The organism is Inediibacterium massiliense, assembly GCF_001282725.1.
In the GTDB taxonomy this organism is placed as follows: Bacteria; Bacillota; Clostridia; order Peptostreptococcales; family Thermotaleaceae; genus Anaerophilus; species Anaerophilus massiliensis.
In genome coordinates, this window is sequence record NZ_LN876587.1 from 58,549 (window position 1) to 74,595 (window position 16,047).

The window sequence follows — 16,047 nt, forward strand, 5'->3', positions numbered from 1 at the left end:
TCAGAAAGAAGGTGGTAGAAAAGTGAATAGCTTTATTTCATGGATTGGCGGAAAAAAGGCTCTAAGGAAGTTATTATATAAGCTGTTTCCCAAAAAACATACTCGATATATAGAAGTATTTGGTGGTGGTGGTTGGGTACTTTTCGGGAAAAGACAGAGAAAAAACTGTATGGAGGTTTACAACGATTTTAATTCAAATCTTGTAAACCTTTTTTTATGTGTGAAAGAACGTCCACTTGCTTTTTTAAAAGAAATTGGATTCTTACCTCTGTGTTCAAGAGATGAATTTGGAGTTTTTAGAAATTTTATTGAGCAGGAAGAGTTTACTGACGCATATATGGCTGAGGAACTGAAACTGGCAGAAAAATATATTGCTCCACCATCTGCTGAAGAAATGAAACTTCTATATGAAAAGAAAACAGAGCTATACGAAGTAAAAAGAGCAGCAGCTTTTTTCAAGCTTATCAAGTACAGCTATGGCAGCAGTACAACATCCTTTGGAGGTCAACCCTGTGACATCCGAAAGTGTTTCAGAATTATATGGGAAGCCTCTGAAAGATTAAAAGATGTTGTCATAGAGAACAAGGACTTTGAGGACTTAATCAAGCAGTATGACAGAGAGGGTGCATTCATCTATTGCGATCCGCCTTATTTTGGAACAGAAGGGCATTATGCTGTGGGATTTGCAAAAGAGAACCATGTAAGACTTCGAGATACGCTTTCAGAGTGCAAGGGATTATGGATGGTGTCATATAACGATTGCGAGTACATTAGAGAACTTTATAAGAATTTTTATATTCGCTCTGCTGTTCGTATCAATAATTTGGCTCAGCGTTATGAAGGAGGTGCGGAGTACAGTGAATTAATTATTACAAATTATGATCCAAAGAAGATGATTATGGAGGACTTGAGCTTTCAAATGAACCTTTTCTCTAATTTGCAGGAAGAGGACGAACAGTTTGAATATTACTTAAAAGAGGATTAGGAGGAATATGTACATGAAAAAATTAAATGCGCAGCAAGGCTTGGTTGTTGAAAATGAAATGATAGAATTTGCAAACTTAGGTGATGAAGTAGTTCTTACCGCAGTAGACCGTCTTATTGTGTTGACAAAGGCAAAGATGACGGCAATGGATATGGTGAAAACCATTGGAACGCTTACGGATATCACTCAAAATCTGCTTGAAGTCTTAGCAAAAAATTGTGGTACTTGTGAGGATTGTGGCCATTGTGAAGAAATGGATACAGATAATATTAAACTTCCCGACTATATGCTCGAAACCGCAGGAATTCCAAAAGATGCAAAACTGATTGCATATGCTGAGGAAGACAGCGGAATTGTGCGTGTGGAACAAGCAGAATACGACCATGATATTGCAGATATTCCCGAAGAAATTCGTGAATTACTTTATAACTATGGAATTTGTATGGGCGAACTTGATGCTTTGCTTGTAAAGGGGGAACTTCTTCATGGATAAGAATTATGTATATCCTTACAGCTTTCAGTTTGCAAAGGAAAATCAAGAACTTGATTTATATAAGGAGTCACATAAAGTAAATGTAGAGTGTAAAAATGCCATTGAAAAAGTCATTGCCCATAATTTTGATGGCTTAAGGCTTGGAAAAAACACAGCAGAACAAGTGATTTCACAGTTTGGATATGACAGAGTTAATTTTGTCCTTGCCAACTCTGTACAGCAAAAAAGTCATGACGGCAGATTTTCTCGTGAAAATAAGGAATGGGCAAAAAGCTTTTATATTTCTCCCGATAAGATTCAAGGATTTGATAAGCGGTTGGAGTTTGCAGTGGACAGCCACCCTGCTGTACTGGATGGATTTATCAACCAGGCAAGACGAGCCTACCAAGCTTTAAATTTATGGGAGCCAAAACACTGCAATGATCCGACAGGGCTTAACTTTGAGGGTAAGGTGATGGTGCTTCGTCCCACAAACCTCAAAGATGAGTATAAAAATCCTCGTGACCAGCTTGTTTTGTGTGAGGGCGGCTTTGGCTGCTCTCCTACGGCAAGTGGAAGAAAGGTGTTCGGCAGATTTCTTTCCGATGGCGAAAAGTGCCAATATGAACGTAGCGACTTTATCGGAGAATTGAAAACCGAGCATCTCCCAGATTGGGCATTGGAAAAACTAAATGAGATAGGAGTGAACATGGAGGAAAATCAAGATATGGGAGGAATGAAAATGCAGTAATGAGGAGGACTTTATGGATAGCATTAAACTGAAAAACGGCTGTATTTATTACTATGGTAGTCCTGCGGGATATGTAAAGGACGGCAAAGCATCAGTAGATACCATGTTTGATTGTGTGGAACTGAAATCATGGTGCGAAAAGAGGAATTATGAAATCAATGTTATGGAGGGCATCTTTGATAAGCTTTCCAAAGGCGAAAAGATTGCTGAGTTAAACGAAGATTACAAGCCACTAAAAAAAGTCCGAATTTGGCAGTTAAATGCTGATTCGGATTTTTCTATGCGTTTTATCTCATTGGAGGAATTTCAAAAGAAGTTCGGCGAGCCGGCCGCTGATCATTACAAAGTTGTATTTGATGGTGAACTCGATACAAATGATTTGGAATCTATCTATACCATATGCAATATAGATCATCCAAAAGGCTACAATGGGCATTCTCTTTCCATGTCTGATGTAGTGGAGCTTTACGATGATACAAGCAGTAGTTTTTATTATGTGGACAGATTTGGATTTAAAGAAATAGGCTTTATGGAGCCAAAATTACAACAAGAAATGGGAATGCAGATGTAAAAACTGTATTCCTTTTTTTATGACTAAAAAGCAGGAGGAAGAAGAATATGAAACAAAACAACGCACTTCAGTACGATGTGAAAATTGGAAGTATTAAGCCAGAGGGTGCACTTAAAGCGATTGCATCCGTAAATATTAACGGTGCTTTTGCTGTACGTGGTATTCGGTTGATTGAAGGCAGTAAAGGATTGTTTGTTGCTATGCCAAGTCAAAAAAATCAAAAAGGAGAGTACCAAGATATCTGCTTTCCAATTACTGCGGATGCTCGAAAGGCACTGCAAAATGCTGTAATTGAAGAATATAACTAATTTCTTACGCAAGGGCAGAAACAAAAAGAAGAACAATCAGTAGAACAGGAGCAAAGTTCTGCTCCAACAATGACAATGTAAATTAGGAGGATTTGATTATGAAGAAAATTATTTGTTTTGCAAATGAAAAGATGGATAAGGCACAAGCATTTTTTATGGTTCAGAGAATGAAAATGAGATCTGCTGTTTTAAATAACAGAGGTGAAAATTATGTGGACAGTGCAGTCAAAATCTTGATTGCAGTTGTACTTGGCGGACTGCTTCTTGCAGGACTTTATGCTTTATTCGGAGATGTAGTAATGCCGACACTCAAAAGCAAAATCCAAGAAATGTTTAACTACCAAGGTTAACGGAGGGATAATATGAATCAGAAATTTAAAAAGACTTCTTCTTTTCTGCTCATTGTCTGCCTTATCGTTTCAATGTTTGCAGGCAGTGCCTATGCTATGCATTTATACTTTGAGGATGCGAAAGGACATTGGGCAGAAGAAGCAATTCAAAAACTAACAGAGCAAGGTATTGTTACTGGTTTTCCCGATGGTCTTTGCCATCCCGATGAAACCATTACCCGTGGAGAATTTACTACACTTCTTGCAAGAACGTTAAAGATATCTGAAGATAAGGAATATCCATCCTCTTCTTTTTCGGATATTGAAAGTCATTGGTCGGAGGATAATATTTTATTTCTTGTAAGCAAAGACATTATTGAAGAATCTGATTACAAGGATCATTTATTTAAACCCGATGAACCAATCACAAGAATGGAAATTGTAAAGATGTTGGTTCGTGCATTAGGTGCGAACTGCCACAGCAAAGATTGTACTTGTAATCTTGATTTTACAGATATTCAGCTTTTGAACAAAGAGGATAAGCTGTATCTTTGCATTGGTGAAAAGTATTACATTATCCATGGCTACCCTGATAAAACAGTAAAGCCAAATGATACAGCTACCCGTGCGGAAGCCTTTCAAATGCTTGTGAAAGAAAAAAAAGCAAAAGAACAGATAAAAAAAGAGGAACAAAATCCACCTGTTGTAAAACCGGATGAAAAACCTTCGCATGGAAATAGCAGTGGCGGAAGTTCCTTCTATGTTCCTGAACCACAGTTTAGCTTTACTCTTCCAAAAACAATCTATGTAGGAGAATCTATTACCGTTGTACCGCAAAGCAAATATGTAAATTCTGTCGTTTGGTCTGTCAGTAAGAATGATCTTCCCATTGAATTTTCAAAGACTTTTGAGGGCGAGCTGAAAGCTGACGGAGGTACGATCAAAGCAAAAGATGCAGGTACTTATGTTATTACCGCAACAGCTAAGAACAGCCGTGGCAGAGAAATTACATATAAACAGACTGTATCCGTTTACCCTGTTATGACAGCTGATTTTACTTTGCCGAATACAGCACATACCGATACAAGTATTGCAGTAGATTTAAAAGCTGAAAACCTTGGCAGTAACTCTGTTGTATGGACTCTTACGAAAGATAATAAATCAGCAAAAATAGCAGATTCCCTTGTAGGCAAACTTGGAAATACTGGAGGAACGGTGCAGTTTAAAGAAAAAGGCATTTACACTCTAACCGCCACTATTACTGATGAAATCGGAAAAGTTGTGACGGTTTCTCATGAAATCACGGTCTATCCTGTGGCTGATGTAAAACTCAACTTACCGAATGTTACACATACCGATAAAACAATTATTCTTACGACAGAGAATAAAAACAGTAAGGATTTGTCGGCATCATGGAGCCTAACAAAAGACGGAAAAGAAGTTGAGATTGCAAAATATATCAAAGGAAACCTTACTCTGAGTGACAGCGACATTGGTTTCACAGAAAAAGGTGTCTATCAGCTGACGATTACATTAACCGATAAAGCAGGCAGAAAATTCACCGATACCGCTAAAGTTACGATTTATCCCGTAGGCTCTGTAGGATTTTATCTTCCGACTATTCTTCATACTGATGATACGGTTAAGGTAGAAACCACTTTAGGAGAAGTCGGCGACAAAACTGCCATATGGACACTCGAAAAAGATGGACAGAAAGTTGCTCTTGCTGATTGTATAAGTGGCAGCTTGACAAATGATGGTGGCAATATTCGTTTTAAAGAAAAAGGAAACTATGTTTTAAAAGCCTCATTTACTGATGATGTCGGCAGGAGTTATTCCTATGAGCAAAATGTCAAAGTATACCCTGTGCCGACTGTGACTTATTCCGTGCCAAAGTATGCTCATACCGATACGAAGATTGAGATTACGGTAAGTGGTACAGATTTAGATGATCTTACCTTGGAGTGGCTTGTAGATAATGCCTTTGGTTATCAAGATTGGAACACTTTTGTCAATGGAAAACTTAATAATAGTGGTGGTTCAATCTATTTTAAGAGAGCAGGCATTTATGAACTTGTGTGTCGAGTTACCGATGAAACAGGCAGAGTATTTTTATTTGAACCAAAGAAAACAACAGAGGTTCTACCTGTTCTTGCAATTGGCTTCGAACTGCCAAAGGTGGCCTATACCGATACGGAAATAGATCTTCGCACAAGCGGTCATAATAACACACTTCCCGTGGAGTGGACAGTAACGAAAGACGGTGAAAAAAAATCTCTTGAAACGATTCTTGACGGCAACCTCAATGCACTTGGTGGTAAGGTAAGATTTAAAGAATATGGAGAATTTGTATTAACCGCAGATATGACAGATTTACTTGGCAGAAAGTATTCTCACAGTGAAAGCATTACGATTATGCCTGTATTGGATTTTGGCTTTACCATGCCAAATGAAATTCATTATGGCAAGGAGTTCAATGTAAAAGTCAGCAAATCCGAACATATCGAAAACGCAAAGGTTTCTTGGATGCTCAGCAAAAACGGTGCTCCTGTAAGTTATACCGGAGTGCTGACAGATAAGGGGGCTCAATCTCGATTTTCGATACAGGTGAATTTGCTCTTACTTCTGTTGCAACCGACCGTTTGGGAAGAGAAAGCAGATGCACACAGAAAATTACTGTAACCAATACGGCTCCCCAAATTTCTGAGTTTACAATAACCCCAACAAGAACTACAAAAGATGGTAAGTTTCTAGTAAATATCTCTGCCACAGCAAGTGATCCAGATGAAGATACTATCGTGCTTGAATGGCAAGGTGAAAATGTAGACGGCTACTATGCTGTGGGAACATATACGGTTAAAGTTCGTGCAAAAGATACGGCAGGGACTTATTCCGAATGGTCAGAGAAGTCATTTACAGTTGCAAACTCAGCACCTACTATCACAAATTTTACAGCAACTCCAACAAGAACTGCAAAAGATGGTAAGTTTCTTGTAAACATCTCTGCTACAGCAAGCGATGCAGATGGAGATGAAACCATACTTGAATGGCAGGGCAAAAATGCAGACGGTTACTATACGGTAGGAACATATACGGTTAAAGTTCGTGCAAAAGATACGACAGGGACTTATTCCGAATGGGAAGAAAAGTCATTTACAGTTGCAAACTCAGCACCTACAAGACCTGTCATTACCAGAACACCAAATGGTAACAGTGTAGCACCGGGTACACTCGTTACTATTACAGCACAAAGCATTGACCCCGATGGTGATAACATTACCTATGTCTGGGAGAACAGACCGAGCCAAACAGGCACTTATTCTCTAGGAAAAAATGTAGTGCGAGTAAAAGCGGTTGACAGTACTGGTGCTGAATCCCCATGGTCAGCAATTGTATTCTTTGTTGCCGATTCAAACGGCTCAGGTGGAATGACACTAACAGGCCCCGACTCTACTATCTTGGAAAACGGAATTGAGGGTGCAACTATCACAAAATATACCTTTACTGTTCCACCTGTCAGTGGGCATAGCGGCAATGACTTTGGTAGAGTAAAAGGATACAACATTCTAACAAAGCAGTGGGAACAGCTTGATTACGGAACTACAAGCAATGGAATCACCTTTGAGCGAAGCTTAACAAGTGGACTTTATTCCAAACTGGAGTTTTACTACTATACCAATCATAATTGCATGTATGTGCGTCCGTAAGGACTTTTTAGTATCGCCCATGAGTGGGCATTAGATTAAAGAGAAATCTAATTGGTCAGCCGACTTACCAGTAGCCGAAAGGTCAATGGGAACAAAGCACGTCGGAAAAGCATATTTGTTTTGAAGTCAGGGATAAGCAAGATATGCAAGACCACAGCGTAATATGGCTAAGACTATACTGTTTTAATCCCAGTTTCTTCGCTTTAACATGGTGGGCAAACACACACTGACTTATGTGTTTGAGGATAAATCTATGAAAATATTTGTACATTGTTTTCATACTCTTTGATTTATTCCGACGTACAATCAGTACGTTAAAGAAACGAAAAGGAAGCCTAAGTTACACCAACTGTACTATTAAGTTTAAACGGAGATTGCCTAAGTTAGAATGCCGTCTTTATGGCTATATGTAATGCCTTTATGGTGATAAATCTCAAGGATAAAACTAAGAGAGATGACATTGAATATCTAATATGGCAACGGAGCTTTCATAGTAGTCCGAGCAAGGGAAAGCCTTGTACATGGCGAAGGAAAGCAGATTGTTTGATTGATAAAGAATGGAGGTATGCGAAATGCAAAATGCTAATACGATTTTATCAATACTAAATCAGAAATCCAATACTGATGAACACTATGTATTCCAAAGAATATATAGACTCTTGTACAACAAAGAGTTTTATGTTAATGCCTATGCCAAAATCTACTCCAAAGAGGGGAATATGACAGAGGGTGTTGACGGCAAAACCATTGATGGTTTCAAGTATGAAATCATTGATAATCTGATTGAAAAACTAAAAACAGAACAGTATTATCCAAAACCAGTAAGAAGAACCTATATCCCAAAAAAGAACGGTAAGAAAAGACCTCTTGGAATACCATCTTTTGAAGATAAATTGTTGCAAGAAGTTATTAGACAAATCCTTGAAGCCATTTATGAGCCAATTTTCAATGATAAGTCTCATGGTTTTAGACCGAATAGAAGTTGTCATACTGCACTGTGTCAAATCAAAGATACAATGAGAGGAACAAGTTGGGTTATCGAGGGTGATATAACAGGGTGCTTTGATAATATCGACCACACAATCCTATTAAATATTTTATCTAAGAAGATTGGTGATGGGAGATTTATCGAGTTAATTAGAAGATTTTTGAAAGCAGGATATATTGAGTTTAAGCAAATGCATAACTCCATTTCTGGTTGCCCACAAGGTGGCATTATCAGTCCTATTTTATCTAACATCTATCTAAACGAGTTTGACAAATACATGGACGAGATTATCTCCAAAAACACCAAGGGCAAAAATAGAAAGCACAATCCCGAATACGAGAGATTGCGTGGAAAAAGATATACTGCAATGAGGAATAACAACCTTGAAGAAGTCAAACGATTGACAAGCATATTGCAAAGTATCCCCACCACCGACCCAATGGATAGCAATTTTACAAGAGTGCGTTATGTGCGTTATGCTGACGATTTTGTAATTGCCGTCATTGGTAGTAAGGAAATGGCGAAAGGCATAAGGGAGGATGTTGCAAAGTTCCTAAAAGACAACTTAAACCTTGAACTAAATGAGGACAAGACCCTCATTACAAATCTTGCAACGGAAAAAGCCAATTTCTTAGGCTATGAATTTATGAAAGCACACAACAACACAAAAATGGTTAAGGATAAAAAGGGCAACAAAAAGCGTTCTATTAATGGTCAAATTCAACTATTAGTACCCCATAAGGTTATCAATCAGAAAATCAAGGACTTTACGAGCAATGGAGAATCAAGTGTTTTCAAACCAAGATTAAAATTGCCTGTTCTTGATATTATCAGTGAATACAATGCTGAAATCAGAGGGTTATACAATTATTATTGCTTAGCTCACAATGTTAGCAAAAGGCTGTACAAGTTTAAATATTATCACTATTTTAGTATGCTCCACACAATCGCAAGAAAAGAAAATATATCTGTTAAAAAGGTTATCAAAAAGTATGGTATTGATGTGCCAATAAAAGATGGCACAGGAACTCGCCGAGTAGTGGGTATGAAATATCGGACCAAGAAAGGCGAAAAAGTAATGACATACTTTAATGACAGTATTGTTAGAAAAGATTTTGCTGAAAAAATAGTGCTTGATAGCTTTGGTTATGGTGTGCCTTTTCGTGCACAACTGATAACGAGATTAAATGCAAATCAATGCGAATTGTGTGGCAGTGACGAAAATGTGGAAGTTCATCATGTAAGAAAACTAAAGGATATTAAAGACAAGTATAAAAAACGTGGCACACGCATTCCAAACTGGAGTTTGGTTATGTCACAGATGAATAGAAAAACCTTAATCGTCTGTAAAAACTGCCACTGGAATATCCATAGAGGCAACTGATTTAGAAACAATTGGAGAGCCGTATACATTGAAAGGTGTACGTACGGTTCGGAGGGGGGCAGACAAAAACCTACCATAGAAATATGGCAAGGCGTTGGTTGCCTACCCTACAACAAGTCAAACATTACTTACAGCGTAGAATATTTCTTTGAATAATGGAGGCTTTTGTGTCATTTCAGTACATTATACAAGCTATATTATTTAGCATTCTGCTTATAATCATTTCCGTTATTGATGTCAGAAAGAGAGAAATCCCACCAATTTATTGTGTGGCGGTTGCACTTTGTTCGGTGCTTGATTTTAAGGTGGCAAATCTGTTGGGATTAGGCATTGCTCTTATTTTATGGATATGTGCAGCGTTCATATGTCCCAATATGCTTGGCGGCGGTGACATTAAACTCACCGCCGCTGTAAGTCTTGTTCTTGGATTTACAGCCACGGCTTACGGAATCATTATTGGCTTTACACTGGAACTCATTTGTTTTTCAGTGATAAAGCATCAAAAGAAGCTATCAGAGCAAGAGGCAAAGAATTACTTCATGCCCCTTGCTCCTTTTTTATCCATCGGTTTTTTAACCACATATTTTATAAACTTGGGAGGACTTAGTATATGAAAATTTTCAAAAACAGAACAACACTTGGCATTCTCTGCATTGTAATATCTTTGCTTATCTGCTTTGGAATTACACCGCTTTTCAATAAAACGATCAGTCAGAAGACAGAAATTGTGAGAGTTGCAAAGGAAATCAAGTTGGGCGATAAAATAGCAAAGGATATGGTGCAGACTGTGGAAGTAGGTGGATATAACCTGCCCGAAAATGTTATTAAAAACAAAGATACAGTTATTGGCGCGTTTGCAGCTGCTGATTTATCTGTTGGGGATTATATCTTAAACACAAAGATATCTAAAACACCCGCACAAGATAATGCATATCTATATCGATTAAATGGTGAGAAACAGGCAATTTCACTTACACTGAAAACCTTTGCAAGCGGTCTTTCGGGCAAACTTCAAAGCGGAGATATTGTTTCGGTGATTGCACCCGATTATAGAAAACAAGGGATGACCGTTATTCCGCCCGAACTGAAATATGTGGAAGTAATTTCGGTTACTGCACCAAGCGGTTATGATGCTAATACAGGAGAAGTCATTGAAAATGAAGATGAACGAGAACTACCTACCACTGTTACACTTCTTGCCACAGCAGAACAAAGTAATATCTTAGCAGAACTTGAGTCAGACGGAAAAAGCCATGTTTCTCTTGTTTATCGCGGGGATTCAAAACAAGCAGAAAAGTTTATTTCTATTCAAGAAGAAGTGCTTAATAAACTTTATCATTCAGAGATCAGCACAGAGACTACGCAAGAAAACGAGGTGGTGCAGTAATGAATTTTATGAAAGGCTCCATTTTTTCACGAGGTCAAACGCAGAAAGTACCAAAAGAACAGGCACTCCATGGCGGTGTTCTTGCTGTTTGGGGAAGTCCTTCAAGTGGTAAAACAACTGTTGCTGTAAAGATTGCAAAATACCTTGCAGATAAAAAGAAAAATGTAGTACTGGTGCTTTGTGATACGACTGCGCCCATGATCCCCTGTATCTGCTCGCCATCAGATTTAGAATGCGAAAAATCACTGGGAAGCATCTTAGCCGCACAACATGTTACCGAATCACTGGTGAAATATCATATGATTACTCATAAAAAGATGGATTACCTTACCATTCTTGGCATGCTAAAAGGAGAAAACGAATATTCCTATGCACCTTATAACGAAACACAGGCAAAAGAACTGATTGCAAGTCTTAGAAAAATCGCTCCCTTTGTCATAATTGACTGTGGAAGTTATATTGCAAGTGATATTCTCTCTGCTGTAGCCTTGATAGATTGTGATTCTATGTTAAGGCTTGCAAATTGTGATTTAAAATCCATCAGTTATTTATCCAGTCAGCTATCTATTTTGCAAACCACAGGACTTGACTTTGAGAAACAATATAAATGTGCATCAAATATGAAATCAAATCACGGTATTGAACATATGGCGGGTGCTATGGGAAGTCTTACTTTTCAAATACCTCATTCCAATGAGGTAGAACAGCAATACTTGGAGGGTAATCTCTTTGCAGATTTGACTTTAAAAGACAGCCGAGAATTTCGCAAAAAGATTGAAAAAATCGTAAAGGAGGTGTTCGGATGTTGAAAAAGATTATAGAATTCTTTTTCAAAAGGAAAGAGAAAAGTCCAAAGAATGATGCTTATGAACCAGACAATAAAACTACCTCGATATGTAATAGAGTCAATGAACTGCTTGCAGTACCAAATGAAATAACAAGTCCTGTGAAACTGGGGGTTAAGAAGAATACACACTCTTTATTTTTTGCTCAAGAGTGCGAGTATAGGGAGTTTTCACAAGTACTAAAACAGGTGCAGGAGTATATATCCGAAAACTATGCGAACCTCATTACCGACAGTAATTTAGAAGATGCCAAAGAACAGATGAAACGATATATTAGCAAGTATGTTATGGATGAGAAAATTGCTGTTAATGGGATGAATGAGAATGAGCTAATTGATACTCTATACACTGAAATGGCGGAGTATGGTTTTTTAACAAAATATATCTTCGGAAAAAACATTGAGGAAATAGATATCAACTCTTGGCGGGATATTGAGGTGCAATATTCTGATGGCAGAACGGTAAAGCTTGATGAGCATTTTGATTCACCGGAACATGCTGTCAATGTGGTTCGGAGAATGCTCCATGTATCGGGAATGGTTTTGGACAATGCAAGTCCTGCAGTTCTTGGGCACCTTTCAAAAAATATCCGTATTGCCACATTAAAGACACCTCTTGTGGATGAAGATGTTGGCATTGCGGCATCCATTCGTATTGTAAATCCACAGAGTATGAAGAAAGAGGATTTTGTACAAGGTGGAACGGCTACCGATGAAATGCTGAATATGCTGTCACAGCTTGTTCGATATGGTATTTCCGTTTGTATTGCAGGTGCAACTTCAAGCGGTAAAACCACAGTGCTTGGATGGCTGTTGACAACAATCCCAAACGGAAAACGAATTTATACCATCGAAAACGGTTCAAGAGAGCTTGATCTTGCACGATATGAAAATGGTAAAGCCGTGAATTCGGTCATTCACACGATTACAAGAGATAGTGATAATGATAAGCAAAAAATTGACCAAATCACACTCCTTGATATGGCACTTCGTTTTAATCCTGATATTGCAGTAATCGGAGAAATGCGAGGCCCCGAAGCCAATGCAGGACAAGAGGCGGCAAGGACAGGTATTGCTGTTATAACAACTCTTCATGCAAATTCAGCTGTTGCAGTGTATCCAAGAATGGTATCCCTTTGCAAACGTGCGGTGGATATGGATGATAAGACATTATACGGATATGTAACAGAGGCATACCCAATCGTGGTATTCTGTAAACAGCTTGAAAACAAGCAAAGACGCATGATGGAGATTATGGAATGTGAAATTATGCCCGATGGGACAAGAAATTTTCGCAGTTTATATCAGTATATTGTTACAGAAAATGAAATTGATAAAAATGGTAATTTCATCATTGAGGGGCATCACAAACGAATACATGGTATTTCCGACAGCTTAGCAAAACGACTGCTGGAAAACGGTATGCCTCTTGAAATGATTAACACCTTACAGAAAGCTGAGGTGAGTAACAATTGAATATAATTTTATTAACTGCCTATATCGGAATGATAACAGGCTTTTTTATTTTATTTTCCCTATCTCTATCGGAGTTTACAGATGGAGTTTTCAAATCCTTTTTAAATGGTCCAAAAAGTATAAAGGAAGAGATCAATAAAACAACGAATAGAAAAAAGGTTGCTTTCTTTAAACGAGAGATAAAAGAGGTACAGGAAATTTTAAAAATAACTGGTCGAGCAAGCCGTTTCCCAATGATTTGTATAATTTCACTTGCATTGTTTGCAGTTGGAACATCCATAGCAATTATGATGGGCAACTTCTTCCTTGTACCGGTTCTTGCAGTAGGAATGATGCTTTTGCCTTTTTGGTATGTTCGACTCACTCAAACTCATTTTAAAAAGGATATTGCCGCAGAACTTGAAACAGCGCTGTCTATCATTACCACCTCATATCTAAGAAATGAGGACATTTTGACAGCGGTGGAGGAAAATATAAACTACTTAAATCCGCCTGTGCTTTCCGTATTCAAAGGTTTTGTTTATCGAATTAAGATGATCAATCCAGACATTAATACAGGGTTGCAAAGCATAAGAAAGCAGATAGATAACGCTGTCTTTCGAGAATGGTGTGATGCGTTGATTGCGTGTCAGCAGGATAGAAGTCTTAAAAGCACATTGACACCAATTGTATCAAAACTTTCTGATATGCGGGTAGTAAACGGTGAACTTGAAAACTTGGTATTTGAGCCGAGAAAAGAGTTTATTACGATGCAGATGTTGGTGCTTTGCAATATTCCTCTGCTGTATTTTTTAAACAAAGACTGGTATCACACTCTAATGCACACCATTCCAGGGCAGATTGTACTTGCGGTTTGTTTTATCATCATGTTTGTATCTATGGCATTTGTGATTAAGCTGACTCAGCCAGTTGAGTATAGGAGGTGAAAAGGCATATGCAAATTATAATGATTCTTTTTGCTGTTTTCTTTGCAATGGGATTATTCTTTATCCTTGCAGAATTTCTGAAACTCCCAAGCTTAGCCGCAGAAAAAGCAATGCTTTCTGCGGCTAAGGAAAGCAGTAAAAAAACTAAAAATATAGAAGTTCTGCTTAACGGATTTGCAGTAAGGATTGCAAAATATTTGCCTATAGATGAGTACAAGAAAATACGTATGAGAAATACCTTGAATGCTGCAGGAATGAAAGAAACCCCCGAAGAATTTATGGCAAATGCACTTGTGAAATCAGGTGTCATTCTCTTTGGAATCATTCCTGCGCTTATTCTTTTTCCTCTGCTTGCTCCTATAGTTTTAATTCTTGCCGTGATTGTTTATTTTAAAGAAATCCGCAAGGCTGATGAAAAGCTAAATGCAAAGAGAGAAAAAATTGAAATAGAACTTCCAAGGTTTGTGGCAACTGTTAAACAGGAACTAAAGGCAAGCCGTGACGTGCTTTCAATCCTTGAAAACTTTAAGAAAAATGCAGGTACAGACTTTGCTAAAGAGCTGGATATTGTAACAGCGGACATGCGGTCATCATCTTATGAGGCGGCACTTACAAGGTTTGAGGCGAGAATCAATTCAACAATGCTGTCTGATATTACTCGTGGACTAATTGGTGTGCTGCGTGGTGATGATGGTGCGATGTATTTTCAAATGCTGAGTCATGACATGAAACAGTTGGAGTTGCAAAGGCTGAAAGCAGAGGCGATGAAGATACCTTCGAAAATCCGTATATTTAGCTTTTTGATGCTCATGTGTTTTCTAATGACTTATATCGTCATTATCATTTCTGAAATCATTCATTCACTCAGTGCAATGTTATAAGGGAGGTGCTTTTTATGCATAAAATGCTGAAATCTCTCCGAAACAATCGTGGTGAGGGATACATTGATGTAGTAGTGTTTGTCCTTTGTGCAATGCTCATAATTGCTGTCGCGGTTAAGGTATTCCCTGCCTATATTGCCAAACAGCAGGTTGATACTTTTGCGACAGAACTTGTACGTGAAGCAGAAATTGCAGGTCGAGTAGGGACAGAAACGGCAAGACGAGAGCAAGTGCTTATTGAAAAAACAGGATTTCATCCAGAGGTTAAATGGTCAACAACAGGCAAAATACAGCTAAACGAAGAAGTTTCTGTTATAGTCACTTATGATATGGATATCGGGTTGTTTGGTGGTTTTGGTTCATTTCCTGTTACGCTACGAGGTGAAGCAATGGGGAAAAGTGAGGTGTATTGGAAGTGATGAAAAAACGAATAAAACCATTACAAAACAATCATGGCAACGGTTATCCTTTAGCTGTTGCTATTACTCTTTGTCTTGTAATGATTTTTACAGGCATCTCTGAATATTTTCGTCTTTTAATCGTTGCACAGGGAGTTCGTGATGCAATGCAAGATGCAGTCATTTCTACGGTTACAGAGAATTATGATGATGTGTATCACGGAGTTAGAGAAGGATATTCGGGCGGCTATCAGCCAAACCTTGATGACTTTAAAGAGTCCATTGATTATGGCGATATTTATGATAAAATGGATACAATACTTGGTTTAACAGTAGAAAATGACTATCACAAAAAAGTAACAGAGGATAATAACAATACCCAGTTTAAAATTTGGAATCTTGATGTGGATATTAAAAATGCACCTTTTGCAAGCGGTGATCTGGATAGCCAAAGATTTAAAATAAATAGCTCTGTGAACTTAGAAGTCCCTGTATCCTTTGGAGGAAAACTGTTGCCGCCGATGCATATCAAGGTAGAAAACAGTGCGGGATATACACCTAAATTTTAACTTTATGATAACTTTTAAATCTTTAGTAGACTTTTAAAAAATCTTGTGATACGGTTTGACTTAATAGAAGA

At 38.0% G+C, this 16,047-nt stretch carries 17 protein-coding genes; all 17 read left to right on the top strand.

Features of this window, described 5'->3' with window-relative positions:
* Nucleotides 1–22: 22 nt before the first annotated feature.
* The 17 genes from BN2409_RS08845 to BN2409_RS08925 all read left to right on the top strand — a co-directional run bounded on the left by BN2409_RS08845 (nt 23) and on the right by BN2409_RS08925 (nt 15,976).
* Entirely contained in the window at nt 23–985 is a 963-nt protein-coding gene (locus BN2409_RS08845) for a DNA adenine methylase (protein WP_053956291.1), read from the top strand.
* A 13-nt stretch (nt 986–998) separates the two neighbouring features.
* Nucleotides 999–1,478, top strand: coding sequence for a hypothetical protein (locus BN2409_RS08850; RefSeq protein WP_053956292.1), 480 nt, complete (start codon nt 999–1,001; stop codon nt 1,476–1,478).
* Entirely contained in the window at nt 1,471–2,208 is a 738-nt protein-coding gene (locus BN2409_RS08855; protein ID WP_053956293.1) for a DUF3849 domain-containing protein, read from the top strand. The genes BN2409_RS08850 and BN2409_RS08855 overlap by 8 nt, the downstream gene beginning before the upstream one ends.
* Before the next feature lie 13 nt (nt 2,209–2,221).
* Nucleotides 2,222–2,779 (top strand): YodL domain-containing protein, encoded by a 558-nt coding sequence (locus BN2409_RS08860; RefSeq protein WP_053956294.1) that lies wholly within the window; start codon nt 2,222–2,224, stop codon nt 2,777–2,779.
* A 47-nt stretch (nt 2,780–2,826) separates the two neighbouring features.
* Nucleotides 2,827–3,087 (top strand): SpoVG family protein, encoded by a 261-nt coding sequence (locus BN2409_RS08865; protein ID WP_110943051.1) that lies wholly within the window; start codon nt 2,827–2,829, stop codon nt 3,085–3,087.
* 98 nt (nt 3,088–3,185) lie between these two features.
* Nucleotides 3,186–3,437: a DUF6133 family protein gene (locus tag BN2409_RS08870; protein WP_330375417.1), complete on the top strand. Its 252-nt coding sequence runs from the start codon at nt 3,186–3,188 to the stop codon at nt 3,435–3,437.
* Between the two features lie 12 nt (nt 3,438–3,449).
* A complete protein-coding gene (locus BN2409_RS08875) occupies nt 3,450–6,098 on the top strand; it encodes an S-layer homology domain-containing protein (protein WP_242847939.1) in 2,649 nt (882 codons plus the stop codon).
* Nucleotides 6,059–7,123 (top strand): hypothetical protein, encoded by a 1,065-nt coding sequence (locus BN2409_RS17520; protein ID WP_242847940.1) that lies wholly within the window; start codon nt 6,059–6,061, stop codon nt 7,121–7,123. The genes BN2409_RS08875 and BN2409_RS17520 overlap by 40 nt, the downstream gene beginning before the upstream one ends.
* Before the next feature lie 572 nt (nt 7,124–7,695).
* Nucleotides 7,696–9,495 carry a group II intron reverse transcriptase/maturase gene (gene ltrA, locus BN2409_RS08885; RefSeq protein ID WP_053956296.1) on the top strand — a complete coding sequence of 600 codons (1,800 nt, stop codon included), beginning with the start codon at nt 7,696–7,698 and terminating at the stop codon, nt 9,493–9,495.
* Between the two features lie 155 nt (nt 9,496–9,650).
* The gene (locus tag BN2409_RS08890) at nt 9,651–10,109 is read left to right on the top strand and encodes a prepilin peptidase (protein ID WP_110943052.1); all 459 of its coding nucleotides are present in this window, start codon (nt 9,651–9,653) and stop codon (nt 10,107–10,109) included.
* The gene (gene cpaB, locus BN2409_RS08895) at nt 10,106–10,882 is read left to right on the top strand and encodes a Flp pilus assembly protein CpaB (protein WP_053956298.1); all 777 of its coding nucleotides are present in this window, start codon (nt 10,106–10,108) and stop codon (nt 10,880–10,882) included. The genes BN2409_RS08890 and cpaB overlap by 4 nt, the downstream gene beginning before the upstream one ends.
* A complete protein-coding gene (locus BN2409_RS08900; RefSeq protein ID WP_053956299.1) occupies nt 10,882–11,691 on the top strand; it encodes an AAA family ATPase in 810 nt (269 codons plus the stop codon). The genes cpaB and BN2409_RS08900 overlap by 1 nt, the downstream gene beginning before the upstream one ends.
* Nucleotides 11,685–13,202 carry a CpaF/VirB11 family protein gene (locus BN2409_RS08905; protein WP_110943053.1) on the top strand — a complete coding sequence of 506 codons (1,518 nt, stop codon included), beginning with the start codon at nt 11,685–11,687 and terminating at the stop codon, nt 13,200–13,202. Before BN2409_RS08900 ends, BN2409_RS08905 begins: the two co-directional genes overlap by 7 nt.
* Nucleotides 13,199–14,128 (top strand): type II secretion system F family protein, encoded by a 930-nt coding sequence (locus BN2409_RS08910; RefSeq protein WP_110943054.1) that lies wholly within the window; start codon nt 13,199–13,201, stop codon nt 14,126–14,128. The genes BN2409_RS08905 and BN2409_RS08910 overlap by 4 nt, the downstream gene beginning before the upstream one ends.
* 8 nt (nt 14,129–14,136) lie before the next feature.
* Nucleotides 14,137–15,009: a hypothetical protein gene (locus BN2409_RS08915; protein ID WP_053956300.1), complete on the top strand. Its 873-nt coding sequence runs from the start codon at nt 14,137–14,139 to the stop codon at nt 15,007–15,009.
* Nucleotides 15,010–15,023: 14 nt separating this feature from the next.
* On the top strand, nt 15,024–15,428 hold the full coding sequence (locus BN2409_RS08920; protein WP_330375419.1) for a DUF4320 family protein: 405 nt from the start codon (nt 15,024–15,026) through the stop codon (nt 15,426–15,428).
* Nucleotides 15,428–15,976, top strand: a complete 549-nt coding sequence (locus tag BN2409_RS08925) for a hypothetical protein (protein WP_053956301.1) — start codon at nt 15,428–15,430, stop codon at nt 15,974–15,976. Before BN2409_RS08920 ends, BN2409_RS08925 begins: the two co-directional genes overlap by 1 nt.
* The last annotated feature ends 71 nt before the right edge of the window (nt 15,977–16,047 follow it).

Bases quoted from the DNA above. Each gene is read 5' to 3' on its own strand.
- BN2409_RS08850 (WP_053956292.1), top strand. From the start codon at position 999: ATGAAAAAATTAAATGCGCAGCAAGGCTTGGTTGTTGAAAATGAAATG.
- BN2409_RS08855 (WP_053956293.1), top strand. From the start codon at position 1,471: ATGGATAAGAATTATGTATATCCTTACAGCTTTCAGTTTGCAAAGGAA.
- BN2409_RS08860 (WP_053956294.1), top strand. From the start codon at position 2,222: ATGGATAGCATTAAACTGAAAAACGGCTGTATTTATTACTATGGTAGT.
- BN2409_RS08865 (WP_110943051.1), top strand. From the start codon at position 2,827: ATGAAACAAAACAACGCACTTCAGTACGATGTGAAAATTGGAAGTATT.
- BN2409_RS08870 (WP_330375417.1), top strand. From the start codon at position 3,186: ATGAAGAAAATTATTTGTTTTGCAAATGAAAAGATGGATAAGGCACAA.
- BN2409_RS08875 (WP_242847939.1), top strand. From the start codon at position 3,450: ATGAATCAGAAATTTAAAAAGACTTCTTCTTTTCTGCTCATTGTCTGC.
- ltrA (WP_053956296.1), top strand. From the start codon at position 7,696: ATGCAAAATGCTAATACGATTTTATCAATACTAAATCAGAAATCCAAT.
- BN2409_RS08890 (WP_110943052.1), top strand. From the start codon at position 9,651: ATGGAGGCTTTTGTGTCATTTCAGTACATTATACAAGCTATATTATTT.
- cpaB (WP_053956298.1), top strand. From the start codon at position 10,106: ATGAAAATTTTCAAAAACAGAACAACACTTGGCATTCTCTGCATTGTA.
- BN2409_RS08900 (WP_053956299.1), top strand. From the start codon at position 10,882: ATGAATTTTATGAAAGGCTCCATTTTTTCACGAGGTCAAACGCAGAAA.
- BN2409_RS08905 (WP_110943053.1), top strand. From the start codon at position 11,685: ATGTTGAAAAAGATTATAGAATTCTTTTTCAAAAGGAAAGAGAAAAGT.
- BN2409_RS08915 (WP_053956300.1), top strand. From the start codon at position 14,137: ATGCAAATTATAATGATTCTTTTTGCTGTTTTCTTTGCAATGGGATTA.
- BN2409_RS08920 (WP_330375419.1), top strand. From the start codon at position 15,024: ATGCATAAAATGCTGAAATCTCTCCGAAACAATCGTGGTGAGGGATAC.
- BN2409_RS08925 (WP_053956301.1), top strand. From the start codon at position 15,428: ATGAAAAAACGAATAAAACCATTACAAAACAATCATGGCAACGGTTAT.